Annotated in this window: 14 protein-coding genes; 3 read left to right on the top strand and 11 right to left on the bottom strand. The window is 65.2% G+C overall.

All coding sequences use genetic code 11. The annotated features are described in order from the left end of the window. The 8 genes from B3873_RS09745 to B3873_RS09710 all read right to left on the bottom strand — a co-directional run. Positions 1-732, bottom strand: a 732-nt coding sequence (locus tag B3873_RS09745) for a CNNM domain-containing protein (protein ID WP_286865637.1), incomplete at its 3' end; no start/stop codon positions are given. A gap of 149 nt (positions 733-881) precedes the next feature. Further along, complete coding sequence (locus B3873_RS09740) at positions 882-2,387, bottom strand: sulfite reductase subunit alpha (RefSeq protein ID WP_286865635.1); 1,506 nt, start codon at positions 2,385-2,387, stop codon at positions 882-884. 8 nt (positions 2,388-2,395) lie between these two features. Continuing rightward, the gene (locus tag B3873_RS09735) at positions 2,396-3,403 is read right to left on the bottom strand and encodes an FAD:protein FMN transferase (RefSeq protein ID WP_286865632.1); all 1,008 of its coding nucleotides are present in this window, start codon (positions 3,401-3,403) and stop codon (positions 2,396-2,398) included. 90 nt (positions 3,404-3,493) lie between these two features. After that, on the bottom strand, positions 3,494-4,324 hold the full coding sequence (locus B3873_RS09730; RefSeq protein WP_286865631.1) for a DUF4198 domain-containing protein: 831 nt from the start codon (positions 4,322-4,324) through the stop codon (positions 3,494-3,496). A gap of 53 nt (positions 4,325-4,377) precedes the next feature. Then, complete coding sequence (locus B3873_RS09725) at positions 4,378-4,923, bottom strand: DUF2271 domain-containing protein (RefSeq protein WP_039786804.1); 546 nt, start codon at positions 4,921-4,923, stop codon at positions 4,378-4,380. A 73-nt stretch (positions 4,924-4,996) separates the two neighbouring features. Beyond that, on the bottom strand, positions 4,997-5,665 hold the full coding sequence (locus tag B3873_RS09720) for a PepSY-associated TM helix domain-containing protein (protein WP_039786807.1): 669 nt from the start codon (positions 5,663-5,665) through the stop codon (positions 4,997-4,999). A 102-nt stretch (positions 5,666-5,767) separates the two neighbouring features. Further along, complete coding sequence (locus B3873_RS09715; RefSeq protein WP_286865628.1) at positions 5,768-6,763, bottom strand: alpha/beta hydrolase; 996 nt, start codon at positions 6,761-6,763, stop codon at positions 5,768-5,770. Then, the gene (locus B3873_RS09710; protein ID WP_286865626.1) at positions 6,763-8,862 is read right to left on the bottom strand and encodes a TonB-dependent receptor domain-containing protein; all 2,100 of its coding nucleotides are present in this window, start codon (positions 8,860-8,862) and stop codon (positions 6,763-6,765) included. Before B3873_RS09710 ends, B3873_RS09715 begins: the two co-directional genes overlap by 1 nt. A gap of 265 nt (positions 8,863-9,127) precedes the next feature. On the opposite strand from B3873_RS09710, the gene B3873_RS09705 reads away from it, so the two are divergent. Both B3873_RS09705 and B3873_RS09700 read left to right on the top strand, forming a co-directional pair. Further along, a complete protein-coding gene (locus B3873_RS09705; RefSeq protein WP_276843272.1) occupies positions 9,128-9,871 on the top strand; it encodes a response regulator in 744 nt (247 codons plus the stop codon). Further along, entirely contained in the window at positions 9,868-11,235 is a 1,368-nt protein-coding gene (locus B3873_RS09700; protein WP_286865624.1) for an ATP-binding protein, read from the top strand. The genes B3873_RS09705 and B3873_RS09700 overlap by 4 nt, the downstream gene beginning before the upstream one ends. Positions 11,236-11,255: 20 nt before the next feature. Here B3873_RS09700 and B3873_RS09695 read toward each other — a convergent pair whose 3' ends face one another. Next, positions 11,256-11,927: a glutathione S-transferase family protein gene (locus tag B3873_RS09695; RefSeq protein ID WP_286865622.1), complete on the bottom strand. Its 672-nt coding sequence runs from the start codon at positions 11,925-11,927 to the stop codon at positions 11,256-11,258. Between the two features lie 58 nt (positions 11,928-11,985). On the opposite strand from B3873_RS09695, the gene B3873_RS09690 reads away from it, so the two are divergent. Continuing rightward, a complete protein-coding gene (locus tag B3873_RS09690; protein ID WP_286865620.1) occupies positions 11,986-13,428 on the top strand; it encodes a PLP-dependent aminotransferase family protein in 1,443 nt (480 codons plus the stop codon). Positions 13,429-13,466: 38 nt separating this feature from the next. On the opposite strand, the gene B3873_RS09685 is transcribed toward B3873_RS09690, so the two are convergent. Together B3873_RS09685 and B3873_RS09680 are read right to left on the bottom strand one after the other, a co-directional pair. Then, positions 13,467-13,751 (bottom strand): helix-turn-helix domain-containing protein, encoded by a 285-nt coding sequence (locus B3873_RS09685; RefSeq protein ID WP_286865618.1) that lies wholly within the window; start codon positions 13,749-13,751, stop codon positions 13,467-13,469. A gap of 11 nt (positions 13,752-13,762) precedes the next feature. Continuing rightward, positions 13,763-16,090 carry an FdhF/YdeP family oxidoreductase gene (locus tag B3873_RS09680; protein WP_286865616.1) on the bottom strand — a complete coding sequence of 776 codons (2,328 nt, stop codon included), beginning with the start codon at positions 16,088-16,090 and terminating at the stop codon, positions 13,763-13,765. Positions 16,091-16,190: the final 100 nt, after the last annotated feature.

Below are 16,190 nucleotides of genomic sequence, written 5' to 3'. Positions count from 1 at the left end.
CGGGTGATCGATGATCTTCTGGCGGATCATGTCTTCGCTGTCGGTCAGCAGGAAATAGACGATGCTGTCGCGCGGCGTCATGGCCGAGGGCACGTAGCGGCTTTCCAGCTCGAACACGTTCTCGATCAGGTGATGCTCCTGCGTGAGCAGCACACCGGCCTGCGCGCCCGCATCGACCATGGCGTGGATCTCGCTGGGCGTGATCACGTCCTGGCGCACCTGCGGCAAACCGAACAGCGTGAAGATCCACTTCGACAGACTGTTGAAGAACCACACCAGGGGCCTGAAGAGCGTTTCCAGCAGCAGCATGGGCTGCACCAGCGCCACCGCGGCGCGCTCGGGCGCGGCCATGGCCAGGCGCTTGGGCATGAGGTCGGCAAAGAGGATGAAGAAGGCCGTCACCACCAGGAAGGACATCGCAAAGCTGATGTTCTCCAGCAGCGGGCCGACGTAGAAGGTGCTGACGATCTCGCGCATGTGCGGCGTGAGCGCCGGCTCGCCGACCACACCGCCGAGGATGGCCACGGCGTTCAGGCCGATCTGCACCACCGTGAAGAAATTGCCCGGCTGGGCTTGCAGCGAAAGGACCCGGTCGGCGTTGTGCACGCCCTCCTTGGACATCATCTCAAGACGGATCTTGCGCGAGGCGGCAATGGAGATCTCGGCGCAGGAAAGAAAGGCGCTGACCACGACCAGGAGCAGGATCAGCAGCAGACTGGTGAATATGCTCATGTTGTTCATGTTGTTCTTATCTCATTGATTTGACGTGACATTCTCTCGCGCAACGGGGAGAAAAAGCAAATTCACGCCAATCAACGGCCAAGTGAAGCCTCCTGCCGGCCGCGCAGCAGGGTCCTCCAACACAAACTTTGCTCACTGCTTCAATACACGTCGCGCCGGTAACGCCCCTGTTCCGCCAGCGCCTGCAGGGCGTCCTCACCCAGAATCTCCTGCAGGGCCAGTGCCACGCCCCCTGCCATACCCTGCAGGCTGCCGCAGACGTAGAGGCTGGCCCCCTCCTCCACCCATTGCCGCAGGACATCGGCGGCTGCGCGCAGCTTGTCCTGCACATAGACGCGCTCGGCCTGATCGCGCGAGAAGGCCAGGTCCAGCCGTTGCAGCCAGCCCTGGGCCTGCCACTCCTGCAGCTCCTGCTGATGGAAGAAATCGTGCTGACGCGAGCGCTCGCCGAACAACAGCCAGTTGCGCCGCTGACCCGCCGCCACGCGCTCGCGCAGATGCGCCCGCAGGCCGGCCAGCCCGGTGCCGTTGCAGATCAGGATCAGCGGGCGATCATCGCCGGGGCCATGGAAACTGCGGTTGCTGCGCACACGCAGGGCGATCTCCTGCCCCGGCAGCGCATGCAGCCCCAGCCAGCCGGAACCCAGACCGGCGCGGCCATCGGGCAGGCGCATCAGGCGCACCATCAGTTCGAGAGCGCCATCGGCGGGCAGTGAAGCAATCGAATAAGCGCGATGCGGCAGCGCTGGCAAAGCGGCCAGCAATTCCTCATCGGGCAAGCTGCGCAATGCGGCGAGCTGGTCGGCCTCATGCGGCAGCAGGCGCGTGGCCAGCGCTGCGCGCAGGGAATCGTCCTGGCGGCCAATCGCTTGCAGGAAGGCATCAACAGCCGCCCCGCTGTTGTGCGGGCCGATCTCGGCGATATCCCCGGCCTGCCATGGCGGGGGTGGCAGATCCAGCGGCGTGAGGCTCAAGTGAAACACCGGCTCCCCCGCGCTGCCCGGATTGAGCACGCGCCGCCCGGCCAGACGCCAGCGGCCATAGGCCGGTGCGCTCCAGTCGGCTTCATCGCTATGGCCACTCAGGACACCCAGTTGATGCTGCCAATGCCGCAGCGCGCCCTCATCCCCGTTATCCACCTCGATGGCATCGAACAGCGGCTGCGCATGGCGGCGGCACAGCCAGGCATGCAGCGCATGCCCGAAGGCGCAGTATTGCTGATAGCTGCGGTCGCCCAGGGCCAGCACGCCGAAACGCAGGTCCGGCAATGCCGCACTGTCGCTGCTGCCCAGTTGGCGGGCCAGTGCGGATGCATCATCGGGGGCATCGCCTTCACCGGTGGTGCTGGCCACGAACAGGGCCAGGCGCGTGGCTTGCAGATCGGCATCGGTCAACTGTCCGGCAGGCAGCACGCGCACCACCAGGCCACCTGAGCGCAAACTTTGCGCGGTCTGCCAGGCCAGTTGCTCGGCTGTACCGGTCTGGCTGGCAAAGACGACCAGTACGGTTTGCGGGCCAGTGGCCTGTACAGTTCCCCACTGGGCCAGCTGCAACTGCTGCGCGCGACGATGCCGGAGCAAGGTCATCACGCAGAACACCAGGTAAGTCAGCGCCACCAGCGCGGCCATCAGGTATCGGGTCTGCATGGCGTCGCTCACTGCAACATGGCGGCCAGGGCCGGGGTGACGCTCTCACGGAAGCCATCGGCTTCGCGGCTGATGAAGAGCGCGGCAATCCCGCGTTTGCGGGCAAAGGACAGTCCGGCTTCCTCGCCCAGTACAGTCAACACGGTCGCCAGGGCATCGGCCACCATGCATTGCCGGTGCAGTACCGTGACAGACGCCAGTGCACTGCGCACAGGTGTACCGGTACGGGGATCGATGGTGTGGGCATAGCGCAGGCCGTCGTGATCGACATAGCGGCGATAGTCGCCCGAGGTGGCGATGGCCAGGCCGTGCAAGGCCACCACCATGCCGGGACTGTCATCCGCAGGAGGACGTTCCAGCGCCACCCACCAAGGCTGGCCATCGGCCTTGACGCCCTCCCCGACCAGTTCGCCGCCGACCTCCGCCAGCCAGCTCACGCAGCCGCATTCGCGCAGTGCCTGCGCGACCAGGTCCACCGCATATCCCTTGGCGATCCCGGAAAAATCCAGATGCACGCCGCCCGCCTGCTGTACCTTGCGCTGCGCACGGTCGAACACGAGACGCTGCCAGCCGCAACGCTGGCGGGTCGATTCAAGCAAAGTCGGGTCCGGCAGGCGCAATGCGTCGCGCTGCACGCTGCCCGCACCGAATCCCCACAAGTCCACCAGCGGACCGACCGTGGGATCGAAGGCACCGGCGCTGTCCACGGCCATGGTGAGCGCGGCATCCAGCACGGTGAAAAAGTCCGCCGGCAAGGCATGCCAGCTGCCCGCAGGCGCGCGGTTGAAACGGCTGATGAGAGAATCGGCTTCCCAGGTACTCATCTCGTCGATGACCCGCTGCAGCCGGGCCGCGATGGCCGTTGCGATCGTCTCCTGCGTGATGCTGCGCGAGGCCAGCGCCTGCACGCTCCAGGTAGTGCCCATGGTCTGCCCGGACAGGCGCTGGAGCGCCACATCAGGCGGCAGGAGGGACGGGGCTTGCAGGTCGACGGGGATCAGGACGCGGTGGGACATCGTCATCTTCAGCAATGAAAACGGCACCTGCAGTGCAGGTGCCATCAGGGTCAATCAAATGCCATCAAAGGCGATCAAGCAATCAAGTGATCAGGGCAGCACTTCGATGGTGGCGATGTAGGTGGCACGGCGTTGCGTGGCCTGCGGCAGCGAGGTCTTCTGGTCGGAGACGCTGGCTTCCATCCAGTACATGCCAGGGCCGGTCCACTTCACGCTGAACTTGCCGTCGGAATCGGTCTTGATCTTGCTGTCCAGCAGCTTGTCGCGATAGCGGATGCCGCCGGGTACCAGTTCCACTTCCACATCCGAAGCCGGCTTGCCATCGAGCAGCAGCTGGAAAGTCGCGGTGTCGCCCGCCACCAGGTCGGTGGGATGGGTCACCGGTTGCAGCTCCAGGCCCACGCCGGTCGGGGCCAGCGCACCCTTGCTCGGCTTGCCGGCGGTGACGAAGGTTTCCACGCGGCTGTTCATCTGGGTCACCTTCAGTTCGGTGGCATTGGCCGGGATTTCCTTGGCCAGGGTCTCGGCGGTGCCGCGCCAGCGCTTCTGCTGGCCATCCACCTTGTAGCTGGCGAAGACGCCGTTGTTGACCACGGCGATCTTGTAGGTACCGGGCTGGCTCAGCTGCACGTCGAAGGTGCTGCGGTACTTGCCGGTGGAGGCGTTGACTGCTTGCACGGGCTTGCCTTCGGGGCCGGTCACGACCAGGCCGTCCAGGCGCAGCGGGAAGTGTTCGAAGTAGAACAGGTCATTGGAAACGGCGGCGTCCACCGTGACCCAGGCTTCATTGCCCGACAGGACGGTGGCCGAGGGCAGCAGCCACTGGCGGTGTGCGTGGGCCGACAGCGGCAGGCTGATGGCCAGGGCCAGGGCGGCGATCTTCATGGAGCGGCCGGCGAAGTGCTTGAGGGAAAACGACATGGCAGGTTCCTTGTTCTGGTTGATCTTGTTGGGGAGTCAGAGATGGCAAGCCATCAGGGCTTCAGTTCCAGGGCCACGGCACCGAGCTCGCTGGTACCTTGGGCCTTGGCGCTCTGGGCGGCCTTGGGCGGCCACTGGAACGGCACCTTGACCAGCTCGCGGCCGCCGACTTCACGCGCGGCTTCCACCATCAGCACATAGTCGCCGGGAGCGAGATTGGCGAGCGGTCCCTTGCCGGAGCCGAAATTGAGTTTCTGTTCACCCGGCGCACGGGTCGCACCGCTGACGCCATCGATGGGCATCTGCTGCTCACGCCCGCTGCGACGCCACCATTGGCGCATGTCCTTGAGCCACTTCTCGCCTTCCTTGTCCTTTTTCTTCACGTCGTACCACACCGCCAGGTTGGCGGCCACGCTCTGGTCGGCGCGTTCGATCCAGGCGGCAAGATAGGGCCGGTGATATTCGGCCACGTTCAGGGTCGGGATTTCAATCTTGACGTTCATCTCCGCTGCGCCGGCCGGGGCGGCAGCGGCAAACAGCGCCGCCATGGCCAGGGCCAGGGCAGTCGGTTTCAACAGGGCGGACTTGCTACGCTTCATGGGACCTCGCTAAGAAAACAGGATGACTGGCTGCAAGCCGCAAGGGCCTGTCTGGCTAAGGGAAACGACGAATTCAGTGAATGAAGACCAGCGCCAGCAGCAAGGGTGCTACCAGCCCCAGCGCCACCAGCGGCCAGGTGGCCGGGCGCTTGCCGGCATGCATCTGCAGCAGGAACAGGCCGGTGATGCAGAACACCAGGCAAGCCACCGCAAACACATCGATGAACCAGCTCCAGGCCGCGCCCGTATTGCGGCCCTTGTGCAGGTCATTGAAATAGGAAATCCAGCCACGGTCGGTCTTCTCATACTCGACCTGGCCATCCTCCAGCGCCACGCGCAGCCAGGCATCCCCGCCCGGCCGCGGCAGCGCCACGTAGACTTCATCGGCCGACCATTCGGCGCTCTGCTGATCCACCGTCACCGCCAGTTCACGGCCGACCCAGTCGCGCACGGCGGACGGCAGCGCGGCCTTGCTGCCGCCCTTGGCATCGGCCGCTTCGGCCTGTTGGCGCAGCGGGGCCAGCAGCGATTCGGGCAGCGTGGCCTTGCGATGGGTGACCTGCGGCTTGGCCTCGATCTGCGCCGCATGATTGAGCGTGAGACCGGTGGCGGCGAACACCAGCATGGCCACCAGGCAGATGCCGGAACTGATCCAGTGCCATTGATGCAGATGCTTGAGCCAGAAGGCGCGGCGTTTCTGGTCGGCAACGACAGGCAGGGAATGGGCGGCAGCGGGCTTCATGAGACGGCAGCGGAATCGGGAAGGAGGGGCAGGACGAGGATCCTCGGATCTCGCACCAAATAATAATAATTCTCAATTATATCTGGACTCATCCATGCCTCGCTAGCCGCCCGGCGCACTTTTACTTTGCGATACATGAGGATACAAACCCGGCCAGGGAGCCAGCCCTGCAGCGATACGCAGCGCCGGTCCCAGCGAGGCCGGCAGCATGGGGCCGTGGGCCAGTCCCGGAAAACTTTGCCACTGCACCGCCAGGCCGTGCCGGTCGCGTAGCCGCTCGGCCAGTTCCGGCAAGGCTTGCGGCGGGACGGCTGCGCGCGCGGCCAGCATGGCGCGGGTACGTGCATCGTCCGCCTCTGCGGGCATGCGCTCGCGCCGTTCTGCCTCCCCCGCCATCAGCCACAGCCGGGCGCCGGGCGCTCCCGGAAAACCCTGCTCTTCCTGCAGGATCACCCCGCCCTGCCACCACAGCGAGGGACTGGCCGCGATATAGCGGCTGAACAGGCCGGGCCGGGTGAACAAGGTGTGCAGCACGAACAGGCCGCCATAGGAGTGGCCCCACAGGCTCAGTTGCGTGGCGTCCAGTGCCACCTGCTGGCGCACCTGGGGCAGGATGCGATCCTGCAGCAGATCCAGGAATACCGTCGCGCCACCGCCCCGTCGTCCGCGCGAGGTTTCCTCATCGACCTGACCGGCAGGGATGGGCGGCGTGTAGTCATACGCGCGGGCAGCCACGTCGAAGCGCAGCGGCGTGTCGTAGCCCACGGCCACGATGACCGGTGGCGAGCCCTCCTGCAAGGCCTGCAACTGCGGCTCGTCGATGGCCGCCAGCGCCGCATTGCCATCGAGCAGCACGATGACCGGATAGCCCTGCGGCGGTGGCGGACGCAGCGGCACGCTCAAGGTGATGCGGTAGCTGCGCTGACCATCCACGGAACCCAGCGTGAAGCGACTGAAGCGATACCAGGACGAGCCCGTGTCAGCGATGGTGGGGCCCAGCGGACGCGACAGATCCGGCTGGGCCGTCGCCCGGATGGGCAGGCAGGCGAGCATCGCCGCCCCCAGGATACGCCGGCGGCCCGGTAGCAGCGGCGCCATCAGAAGCGCTGGGTCAGGCTGACCCACAGGCGGCGGCCGTCGCCGACGGTGTTGAAGCTCTGCTCGTCCAGGCGCTTGTCGGTCAGGTTGTAGATGGCCGCGCTCACCGAGGTGCGCTGGTTGATCGCATGCGTCACGCCCAGATCGGCCAGCGTATAGGCCTGGTACTCCTTCACGCCCGAGGACGAGATGGTGGTCCCGGCCGTGCCCACGCGCGCGGCGGCGTTGACTTCCTTGCCGTGGTAGTTCAGCGCGGTCCACACCGTCCAGGCATCGGCCGGGGTCCAGTCCGCGCGCAGGTTGAACATGTGGCGCGGCGTGCGGGCCAGCGCATAGCCATCGTAGCTGCCGCCCTTCTGGCGCGAATCGGTGAAGGTGTAATTCGTCTTGAAAGCCAGGCTGCGCGTGGCCTGCCAGCGACCACTCAGCTCCAGGCCCTTGATGGTGGCGCGATCCACGTTGTAGCTAGTCCAGAGACGGTAATTGTTGTTGGCCGACCAGCGGGCGATGGAGCCATCGGCGTTGTAGACCAGGGCATTGCTGACCTTGTCCTTGAAGTCGGTGTAGAACAGCGTGGCACCGCCGGAGAGGCCGGCATGGTTGTCCCACAGGGCGCCCAGCTCCCAGCTGGTGCTGGTTTCCGGTTTGAGGTTGGGGTCGCCGATGATGACGCCGCAGGTGCCGGTGGGACCGACGGTGCAGCCGGCACCACCGGTCGTGTAGGCGTAGCCCGGCGCGATGGTACGAATGTCCGGTGCCTTGAAGCCGCGCGAGACCCCGCCCTTGATGGTGAGCTGCTCGCTGCCATGCCACACCGCGTAGAGGCGCGGGCTCCAGTGGTTGCCGTAGACCTCGTGGTGGTCCAGGCGCAAGCCGCCGGTCAGGGCCAGGCGCTCGGTGAGTTTCCACTCATCCTCCACGAACAGCGCCTTCTGGGCAATGCGGAATTCCTGCACGCGGGTGCTGCTCACGCCCGGATTGACGTCGGTGAGCGTGGCCTCGTTCCACTGCCCGCCCAGCACCATCCAGTGCGCGCCCAGCGGCACGGACAGCTTGCCGTCCAGTACCAGGTTCTCGATCTTTGGCGCGCGCGCGGCCATGGTGTAGCGATCGCTGCCCACCGGACTCTCGGTATAAGTTTTGCGTTGCGCCTTCTCGTAGGCGATCGAGACATCCGACGTGGCCCAGCCGTAGCGGCCCGTATGCGACAGTGCCATGTGGTCGCGCGGGTTTTCGGTATAGCTGTCGGCGGTGGTACGGGTTGCGGCCAGCGTGTGATCGCTGGAGGCGTCGCGGCGCACCTGGGATGTGCCGATCTCGGCCAGGATGTCGTGATTCTTGTTGGGCGTGAGTGCCAGGCGCGCGGTGAAATCGGTATCGAGCGCCTTGGTATTGCCGTTGAGAATGCGGTCTTCCTGGCGCTTGTAGACCTTGCCCCACAGTTGCAGGCCCAGGACCTCGCTGGCGATCGGGCCATTGACGTAGAACTGGCCCTGGTAGGCGTCGCCCGAGTCGCCATGCTGCTGCAGCGTGGTGTCTGCGCTCAGCGAGCCGCCCCATTGCCGGGCCACTTTCTTGGTGATGATGTTGATGACGCCGCCCATGGCATCGGAGCCATAGAGTGAAGACATCGGTCCGCGTACTACCTCAATGCGCTCGATGGCCTCCAGCGGCGGAATGTAGGACTGCTCGAAGCCGGAATTGCCATTGGTCCGCGCATCGCGCGTGCTCTGGCGCTTGCCGTCCACCAGGATAAGCGTATAGGCACCGGGCAGGCCACGAATGAAGATGTCCTTCTCGCTGGCCGTACCGGTGATGGTGACGCCCTCGACATCACGCAAGGCATCGGTGAGATCGCGGAAAGGACGCTTCTTCAGTTCCTCCTGGCCGATGACGGTGATGCTGGCCGGTGCGTCCACCACCTCCTGTTCGAAGCCGGTGGCGGTGACCACCACTTCCTTCAGGCCAGCCCCGGCATCCTGCGCCACGGCCAGGCCGCAACCGGAGACGTACAAGGCCAGCGCCGCCGCTACCGCCTGCGCCATGCGCGTAACGGACAGCGCGCCAGGCGCAGGAAGGTGATGGTGCGGATGATGCATGATGAATTCCCCTGTGGTGATGACGAGCCAGAGTCCGGGCGCAAGTCCGCCCCTGCAGGCGGCGACGGCAGCCCGCATCGACGCGGATGCATGGGAAGGCGAACGGGACCGGCACGGCCCGGACAATGGCGATTGATTTGCGAATGAGAATTATATTCATTTAAAATTGGCAAAAGTTTGTCAAATTGTGGCAAGCCGCACGGTGCGGGCGACCCATCCGGGCGCATTGCGCGCACCGCCGTCATCGAGGGGAAGGAACAAGAACATGCACGCGCAACGTCACGTCCTGGTGGTGGACGATCATGCGGACATCAGCGAGCCGCTGGCGGCCTACCTGCGCCGGCAGGACATGCAGGTCAGCCTGGCCGCCAATGCGGCGGAGGCACGGGCGTTGCTGCAGGCGCAGGCATTCGACCTGGTGGTGCTGGATGTGATGATGCCGGGCGAGGACGGTCTTTCGCTGTGCCAGAGCATCAGCCAGCAGCATGGCACGCCGGTGATCCTGCTCACTGCGCTGGCAGCCAGCAGCGACCGCATCCGTGGCCTGGAGACCGGTGCCGACGATTACGTGGTGAAGCCCTTCGATCCCCATGAGTTGCTGGCCCGCATCCGCAGCGTATTGCGCCGGGTGGGACGACAGTTGCCGGTCCCTGCCAAAGCGGCCAGTACCGGCACGGTGCAGCGCTATGTCTTCGACACCTGGACACTCGATGTGCAACGGCGCGAACTGCGCGACCGCGACGGCACCCTCGTGACCCTCTCCAGCGTGGAATATCGCCTGCTGCGGGCGCTGGTGGAGCATCCCAACACGGTCCTGTCGCGCGACCGCCTGCTGGACCTGACCGCGGGCAGCGACGCACTGGCCTTTGACCGCAGCATCGACAGCCAGGTCAGCCGTCTGCGCAAGAAACTCGAACCCGATCCGCGCAAGCCCGGTCTGCTCAAGACGGTCTGGGGCAATGGCTACCTGCTGGCCGCGCGCGTGAGTGCCGACCCGGCCACGCCATGAGAGTCTGGCCGCGCAGCATGACCGCACAATTGCTGGCCCTCCTGCTGCTGGGTCTGGTGGCGGCACACCTGATCGGACTGCTGCTGGTGCAACCGAATGGCACGCGCATCCACGTCATCTCGCGCGACCAGATGGCCGAACACGCTGCGGTGGCCTGGCGCCTGGCGCAGCTGCCGGCGGCGCAAGCGCAAGAGGCACTGGCACGTGCCAGCGATGGCGACACGCGCTACCGGCTCGATCCGGATCCGCAGATCGATGCCGCCCATGAGGAGGGCGGCGACCAGGATCTGCTGCGCCAGCGACTGCAGGCGCAACTGGGCCTGCCGCCCGAGGCGCTGCGCATCAGCCTGCGCGAAGCCGACGACGGCCCTGCCCTGCTGCGCATCGCGCTGCGTACGCCAGCGGGCCTGTGGGTCAACACGCAGCAGCAGCCCTTGATCACGCAGGGCTGGGTCCGGCCACTGCGGTTTTCAGTCCCCGTGAGCACCCTGCCGGTGTTGCTGATCGTGGCCTTGTTCCTGCGCCGCATCCTGCGTCCGGTCAAGGCGCTGGCCCAGGCGGCAGAACGAGTGAGCCGCGGCGAGGAGGTGGCGCCACTGCCGCTGACCGGCCCGCAGGAAGCGCGCGAGGTCAGCGCTGCCTTCAACCTGATGCAGCAACGCCTGCGCCGCTTCGTCGAGGACCGCACGCGCATGCTGGCGGCCATCAGCCATGACCTGCGCACCCCGATCACCTCATTGCGCCTGCGTGCGGAACTGGTCGATGACGCGGCCCTGCGCACGGCGATGATCCGTACTTTGGACGAGATGCAGGTGATGGTGGAAGAGACCGTGCGCTTCGCGCGCGACGATGCGCATGCCGAAGCCACGCGGGAAATCGACCTGGCGGAATTGCTGCAGGAACTTGCTCAGGAGCACGCCAGCCAAGGCCGCGATGTACAGATCACCGTGCAGAAAAATGCGCAGCAGAAAGTGCAGAACAACGTACTGCATGAAACCCTGGCGCAGCAGGACGCTCCCCTGCGCTATCGCTGCCGGCCCGTACATCTCAAGCGGGCGCTGTCGAACCTGGTGGACAACGCCGTGCGCCACGGCCAGCGGGCGAGATTGTCATTGATCGTGGAGCACGATGGCAGCCTGTCCATCCTCATCGACGATGACGGCCCCGGCATTGCGGAGGAACACTTGCAGGAAGTCTTCAAACCCTTCGTGCGCCTCGACCCGGCACGCTCCGGCGGCAACTTCGGCCTGGGCCTGGCGATCGCCCGTTCCTGCATCGAGGCCCATGGTGGCCGGCTGGAACTGCGCAACCGCCACCAGCCGGGCGACCAGGGCCTGCAAGCCTGCATCAGCCTGCCGGCCTGAACCGGAGCAATGCGCAGGCCTCAGCGCAGCAGCTCGTAAGGCCCGCCCTTCTCCAACGCACGCTGATAGGCCGGGCGCGCATGGATGGCTTCGAGGAACTTGAGAAGATTGGGATGGCGGCCATCGAGCCCGCCACGTGCCCGCATGCCCTCCACCGGGAAGCTCATCTGGATATCGGCCCCGGTGATGCTCTTGCCGGCGAACCAGCCGTCCTTGCCCAGTTCGTCTTCCATGTAGCGCATCTGCCGCTCGATCTGCGGTGCCACCAGACGGCTGCGCATGCCCTCGGACAGCATCCGCGCAATCGGACGGATCAGAGCCGGCACGGCCTTGGGCATCTTGCTGAAGATCAGCCCCAGCAGCAGCCAGGGCATGGCCGAGCCCTCGGCAAAGTGCAGCCAGTAGCGGTAGCGCAGGCGCTCGGGCGTGCCGGGTGCGGGCAACAGGCCGCTGTCGGCACCGTAACGCTCCAGCAGGTATTCGACGATGTTGCCCGATTCAGCCACCGTCAGATCGCCATCGGTGATGACCGGCGACTTGCCCAGCGGATGCACCTTCAGCAGCTCGGGCGGGGCCAGCATGGTCTTGGGGTCGCGCTGGTAAAACTTGATCTCGTAGTCCAGGCCCAGCTCTTCCAGCAGCCACAGCACGCGCTGCGAGCGGGAGTTGTTCAGGTGATGCACGGTGATCATGGCGCGGTCCTTGTAAAATGCGAAGCGACAACTCTAACACCATCAAGAAACCCGCCCCATGGCCGTCACGCCTCTTTACAAACAATTTGCCGACCAGCTCGCGGCCTCCATCCGCGACGGCGTGCTGCGCCCGGGCGAGCGCATCGCCTCGGTGCGCATCGCCAGCCAGCAGCACAAGGTCAGCGTCACGACCGTGGTGCGCGCCTACGAACTGCTGGAAAGCCGCGGCATCATCGAGAGCCAGCCGCAGTCCGGCTACTTCGTGCGCGAACAGGCCGAGAGCATTCCCCGCCCCGTCATCAAGCCACCTTCTCAGGCCGATCATCCGGCCTGGCAGGAATCCACCGAGGTCGACGTCAGCCGCCTGGTGCTGGCCACCCTGAAGACCATCCAGCAGGACGGCACCGTGCCGCTGGGTTCACCCTATCCCAACCCGGCACTGTTTCCTTCGCACCGGCTGGCGCAATACGCCGGCCGTATCGCGCGCCACGCCAGCCAGTCCAGCGTGTTCGACGACTTGCCCCCGGGCCATCCGGACCTGCTGCGCCAGATCGCGCGCCGCTATCTGGAAAACGGCCTCAAGGTCGATCCCGAAGAAATCGTCGTCACCGTCGGTGCCACCGAAGCCATCAACCTCTGCCTGCAAGCCGTGGCCCGTCCCGGCGACACCATTGCGGTAGAGACCCCGACCTTCTACGCCATGCTGCACGCCATCGAGCGCCTGGGCATGCGGGCCCTGGAAATCCCGACCGATCCGCAGCGCGGCCTCGATGTCGGGGTCCTGGAAGAACGGATGAAGACGCAGCCGGTGGCGGCCTGCATGGTGATGCCCAACTTCCAGAATCCGCTGGGTTTCCAGATGCCGGACAGCGAAAAGGAAAGACTGGTGCGCCTGGCCGAACAGCACCAGATGCCGCTGATCGAAAACGCCGTCTACAGCGAGCTGTATTACGGCAATGCCCATCCTTCATCGCTGAAGAACTATGACCGCGAGGGACTGGTGCTGCATTGTTCTTCGTTTTCCAAGAGCCTGACCTCGGCCTACCGCATCGGCTGGGCGATGCCGGGGCGCTATCGGGCGCAGGTGGAAAAACTCAAGTTCCTCAACACGCTGGCCACGCCGACCGCGCCCCAACGCGCCATCGCGGAATACCTCACGCAAGGCGGCTACGAACGCCACCTGCGGCGCGTGCGCCGCGTCTTCGCGCAGCAGCGCGACATGATGCGGCACTTCGTGCTGCGCTTTTTCCCGGCGGGCACGCAGGTGTCCGAGCCGCAAGGGGGCTATGTGCTGTGGGTGGAGTTGCCGCAGGGGGTGGATGCGATGGAACTGTATCGCCGCAGCCTGGCGCTGGGGATCACGGTGGCACCGGGACGCATCTTTGCGGCGACCAACCGGTACAGTCACTTCATTCGCTTGAATTACAGCTATGCCTGGTCCCGGGAAACCGAGCAGGCCTTGAAACTGGTAGGAAAACTGGTGGAAGAACTGGCAGGGTGAATGGGCGGCGCGCCTCATCGGTACGCCGCCCTCCGCATTTACTGAGGCGACACCAGCAAGCTCACGCTGCCGGTCCCATCCTCATTCATCTCGACCTTCACCACGCCGGCCTCTTCCAGCGCCGACAGGAAACGCCGCAAGGTACTCATGCGCAATTGCGTGCGCTTGGACAGGCGCGCCAGCGACAGCGCCCCGCCCTCCTTCTCTTGGGCATCGGCCTGCAGGGTTTCGACGATCAGCAGCACTTCGGGCGGCACGCCCATGTGCTGCGCGCGGGCCTGCAGGTCGGCGTCCTCCTGGGCGGGCATCTCGGCCACACTCATGCCGGCCTCCATCAGGCCGCCGAACGCTGCACCGCCGAACGCGACAACAGCACCGGAATGGACTTTGAAGTGGGCGTACGCGCCTTGTCGGCAAAGCTTTCCAGCGGTACCAGCGGATTGGTCTCGGGATAGTAACTGCCGATACAACCGCGCGGAATGTCATATTCCACCAGCAGGAAACCATCGGCACGGCGCTCCACGCCGTCGTCCCAGACACTGGTGATGTCGACCCATTCACCATCCTTCAAACCCAGCATCTGCAGGTCCGCCGGGTTGATGAAGACCACGCGGCGCTGGCCGAACACGCCGCGATAGCGGTCGTCCATGCCATAGATGGTGGTGTTGTACTGGTCGTGCGAACGGGTGGTCATCAGGGTCAGCAGCTTCTCACCATGGATCGCGCGGGCACGATGGATGGGCGTGTCCTTGGGGATCTCATGGACGATGAAGTTGGCCTTGCCGCTGCCGGTCTTCCAGACGCGGTCGCGCGAGGCCACGCCCAGGTGGAAGCCGCCCGGATTGGCGATGCGCTCGTTGTAGCCCTTGAAGGCGTCATACACCTTCTCGATGGCATCGCGGATGCGCGAATAATCTTCGGCGTACCACAGCCAGTCGATCTTCGGACCATTGTTGCGCGACTTCATGGTGGCCTCGGCCAGGTGCGCCACGATGGCCGTTTCCGACATCAGGTGTTCGGACGCCGGCTTGTTGATGCCGTAGGAGACGTGCACCATGCTCATCGAATCTTCCACCGTCACGCCCTGGGGACCGGACTTCTGCACGTCGATCTCGGTGCGGCCCATGGTCGGCAGGATCAGCGCATCCTTGCCATGCACCAGGTGGCTGCGGTTGAGCTTGGTGGTGATGTGCACCGTCAGGTTGCAGGAACGCATGGCCTCGAAGGTGCGCGGGGTATCGGGCGTGGCCATGGCGAAGTTGCCGCCCAGGCCGATGAAGACCTTGGTACGGCCTTCCAGCATGGCCATGACCGAACCGACCGTGTCATTGCCGTGATGGCGCGGCGCCTTGAAACCGAACACCTGTTCCAGGCGATCCAGGAAAGCCGGGGTCGGCTTCTCGTCGATGCCGACCGTGCGGTCGCCCTGCACGTTGGAGTGGCCGCGCACCGGGCACAGGCCTGCGCCCTGGCGGCCGATGTTCCCGCGCAGCATCATCATGTTCGACAGCAGCTGGATGGTGGCCACTGCATACTTGTGCTGGGTCAGGCCCATGCCCCAGGTGGCAATGACTGCCTTGCCCTTGACGTAGACCTGGGCCAGTTTCTCGATGTCCTCGCGGGAGACGCCGGACTCGGCGATGATGTCGTCCCAGCTTTCGGCGCGCGCCTGGGCGGCGAATTCCTCGAAACCGGCGGTATGTTCCTCGATGAACTTGACGTCGATCACGCGCTCGGTACCGGCCGCCTTGGCCGCGTCATCCAGTTCGATGGTGCGCTTGATGACACCCTTGATCAGCGCCAGGTCACCACCCAGCGTGGGGTGGATGAACATGGAGCTGATGCGGGTGCTGCCCATGGTCAGCATCTCGACCTTGCTCTGCGGATCGGCAAAGCGCTCCAGGCCGCGTTCCTTCAGGGGGTTGATGGCCACGATGGTGGCGCCGCGCTTGGAGGCGTGGCGCAGCTCGCCCATCATGCGCGGGTGGTTGGTGGCCGGGTTCTGGCCGAACAGCAGCAGCGTGTCGCAATGATCGAAATCTTCCAGCAGCACCGTGCCCTTGCCGATGCCGACCGTGCCCGGCAGGCCCACGCTGGTGGGTTCGTGGCACATGTTGGAGCAGTCGGGGAAATTGTTGGTGCCGTACTGGCGCACGAACAACTGGAACAGGAAAGCTGCTTCGTTGCTGGCGCGGCCGGACACGTAAAAGTCCGCCATGTCCGGATCGGGCAAGGCGTTGAGGTGCTTGGCCATCAGCTCGAAGGCGGCGGACCAGTCGATCTTCCGGTACTTGTCGGTGGCGGCGTCATACACCATGGGATGGGTCAGGCGGCCGTGCTCTTCCAGCTCGTAATCCGATTGCTGCATCAGCTCGGTGACGGTGTGCTTCTCGAAGAACTCGGGGGTGACGCGCTTCTTGGTGGCTTCGGCGGCCACGGCCTTGACGCCGTTTTCGCAGAACTCGAAGGTGGAGGTGTGTTCGCGGTCCGGCCATGCGCAACCGGGACAATCAAAGCCGTCAGGCTGGTTCTGCGACAACAGGGTACGCAAGCCCTTGCCGTCGGCCACGTGTTCCTTGACCAGGTTCAGCGCCACGTATTTCAGTGCGCCCCAGCCGCCTGCGGGTTGATTGTATTGCTCGATTCTTGGTTTGGAAGGCATGATGTCTCGGGATGGAGTGGAGTCTAGGGCCTGTTCACATTCAATCTGTGAGATGCGTTGCCCCCAGAAGGCGGGCTGGCAAGGCGCGCGTCAGGGCTGG

It is taken from the genome of Herbaspirillum sp. UBA812 (assembly GCF_002296545.1).
GTDB classification, from domain to species: Bacteria; Pseudomonadota; Gammaproteobacteria; order Burkholderiales; family Burkholderiaceae_D; genus Herbaspirillum; species Herbaspirillum huttiense.
This window is presented reverse-complemented; position numbering and strand designations above follow the sequence as displayed.

Excerpts from the sequence above, each read along its gene's own strand:
- B3873_RS09720 (WP_039786807.1), bottom strand. The coding sequence starts at position 5,665 with ATGAAGCCCGCTGCCGCCCATTCCCTGCCTGTCGTTGCCGACCAGAAA.
- B3873_RS09695 (WP_286865622.1), bottom strand. The coding sequence starts at position 11,927 with ATGATCACCGTGCATCACCTGAACAACTCCCGCTCGCAGCGCGTGCTG.
- B3873_RS09685 (WP_286865618.1), bottom strand. The coding sequence starts at position 13,751 with ATGAGTGTGGCCGAGATGCCCGCCCAGGAGGACGCCGACCTGCAGGCC.
- B3873_RS09710 (WP_286865626.1), bottom strand. The coding sequence starts at position 8,862 with ATGCATCATCCGCACCATCACCTTCCTGCGCCTGGCGCGCTGTCCGTT.
- B3873_RS09700 (WP_286865624.1), top strand. The coding sequence starts at position 9,868 with ATGAGAGTCTGGCCGCGCAGCATGACCGCACAATTGCTGGCCCTCCTG.
- B3873_RS09735 (WP_286865632.1), bottom strand. The coding sequence starts at position 3,403 with ATGTCCCACCGCGTCCTGATCCCCGTCGACCTGCAAGCCCCGTCCCTC.
- B3873_RS09730 (WP_286865631.1), bottom strand. The coding sequence starts at position 4,324 with ATGTCGTTTTCCCTCAAGCACTTCGCCGGCCGCTCCATGAAGATCGCC.
- B3873_RS09680 (WP_286865616.1), bottom strand. The coding sequence starts at position 16,090 with ATGCCTTCCAAACCAAGAATCGAGCAATACAATCAACCCGCAGGCGGC.
- B3873_RS09740 (WP_286865635.1), bottom strand. The coding sequence starts at position 2,387 with ATGCAGACCCGATACCTGATGGCCGCGCTGGTGGCGCTGACTTACCTG.
- B3873_RS09725 (WP_039786804.1), bottom strand. The coding sequence starts at position 4,923 with ATGAAGCGTAGCAAGTCCGCCCTGTTGAAACCGACTGCCCTGGCCCTG.
- B3873_RS09715 (WP_286865628.1), bottom strand. The coding sequence starts at position 6,763 with ATGGCGCCGCTGCTACCGGGCCGCCGGCGTATCCTGGGGGCGGCGATG.
- B3873_RS09690 (WP_286865620.1), top strand. The coding sequence starts at position 11,986 with ATGGCCGTCACGCCTCTTTACAAACAATTTGCCGACCAGCTCGCGGCC.
- B3873_RS09705 (WP_276843272.1), top strand. The coding sequence starts at position 9,128 with ATGCACGCGCAACGTCACGTCCTGGTGGTGGACGATCATGCGGACATC.